Origin of the sequence: Paracoccus haematequi, from assembly GCF_900631945.1 — a bacterium.
In the GTDB taxonomy this organism is placed as follows: Bacteria; Pseudomonadota; Alphaproteobacteria; order Rhodobacterales; family Rhodobacteraceae; genus Paracoccus; species Paracoccus haematequi_A.
In genome coordinates this window covers 1-1,794 of the sequence record NZ_UZWE01000083.1, presented here as the reverse complement: position 1 = coordinate 1,794, position 1,794 = coordinate 1, and the positions used below count along the sequence as shown (strand labels likewise).

At 67.3% G+C, this 1,794-nt stretch carries 1 protein-coding gene; it reads left to right on the top strand.

Annotated elements, in window-relative coordinates; translation table 11 throughout:
- Positions 1 to 10: 10 nt before the first annotated feature.
- Positions 11 to 1,794, top strand: a 1,784-nt coding sequence (gene acs / locus PARHAE_RS20320) for an acetate--CoA ligase (protein ID WP_126156323.1), incomplete at its 3' end; no start/stop codon positions are given.

Below are 1,794 nucleotides of genomic sequence, written 5' to 3'. Positions count from 1 at the left end.
AGGCAAGCTGATGACGATTGAAGCGATTGAAAAGCATCCTGTTCCGGCGGGTTTCGGGGATGCGCATGTGGGGGCTGGGGATTATGCGCGGCTTTATGCCGAATCGATCGCGGACCCCGAATCGTTCTGGCGGCGCGAGGGGCTGCGGCTGGACTGGATCCAGCCCTACGGCACCGTCAAGAACACCGACTTCACGCTGGGCCGGGTCTCGATCAAGTGGTTCGAGGACGGGGTGCTGAACGCCTCGGTCAACTGCATCGACCGCCACCTGCCCGCCCGCGCGAACCAGACCGCGATCATCTTCGAGCCCGACGATCCCGCCACCCCCGCCCAGCACATCACCTATGCCCAGCTGTCGGAAAAGGTGAACCGCTTCGCCAACGTGCTGCTGTCCCAGGGCATCATGCGCGGCGACCGGGTGGTGATCTATCTGCCGATGATCCCGGAAGCCGCCTATGCGATGCTGGCCTGCGCGCGGATCGGGGCGATCCATTCGATCGTCTTCGCGGGCTTTTCCCCGGATGCGCTGGCCAACCGCATCAACGACTGCGGCGCCAAGCTGGTCATCACCGCCGACACCGCGCCGCGCGGCGGCCGGCGCACCAACCTGAAGTCGAACACCGACGCGGCGCTGCTGCACTGCTCGGACCGGGTGCGCTGCCTGGTCGTCAAGCATACCGGCGACCAGACCACCTGGATCCAGGGCCGCGACGTGGACGTGAAGGCGCTGATGGAGGCGGCCAGCCCGGATTGCCCGCCCCGGCCGATGGGGGCCGAGGATCCGCTGTTCATCCTGTACACCTCGGGGTCGACCGGCAAGCCCAAGGGGGTGGTGCACACCACCGGCGGCTATCTGGTCTATGCGGCGATGACGCATCAATACGTCTTCGACTACAAGGACGGCGACGTGTTCTGGTGCACGGCCGACGTGGGCTGGGTGACGGGCCACAGCTATATCGTCTATGGCCCGCTGGCCAACGGCGCCACCACGGTGATGTTCGAGGGCGTGCCCACCTATCCCGACGCCGGCCGCTTCTGGGAGGTCTGCGCCAAGCACCGGGTGACGCAGTTCTATACCGCGCCGACCGCGATCCGGTCGCTGATGGCCAAGGGCACCGATCCGATCCAGGGCCACGACCTGTCGTCCCTGCGCATCCTGGGCACCGTGGGCGAACCGATCAACCCCGAGGCCTGGCACTGGTACAACGACAACATCGGCCAGGGCCGCTGCCCGATCGTCGACACCTGGTGGCAGACCGAGACCGGCGGGCATCTGATCACGCCGCTGCCCGGCGCCATCCCGACCAAGCCCGGCTCTGCCACGCTGCCCTTCTTCGGCATCAGGCCCGCGGTGCTGGACGCCCAGACCGGCGCCGTGCAGGAGGGCAACCCGGCCGAGGGGGTCTTGTGCATCGCCGACAGCTGGCCCGGCCAGATGCGCACGCTGTGGGGCGACCACCAGCGGTTCGAAGAGGCCTATTTCCAGCAATATCCGGGTTACTACTTCACCGGCGACGGCTGCCGGCGCGACGAGGACGGATACTACTGGATCACCGGGCGGGTGGACGACGTGATCAACGTGTCGGGCCACCGGATGGGCACGGCCGAGGTGGAATCGGCCCTGGTCGCCCACGAGAAGGTCGCCGAGGCCGCCGTGGTCGGCTATCCGCATCCGCTGAAGGGGCAGGGCATCTATGCCTATGTGACGCTGATGAACGGGGTCGAGCCCTCGGACGCGCTGCGGGCCGAGCTGGAGAAATGGGTCCGCACCGAGATCGGCCCGATCGCCAAGCC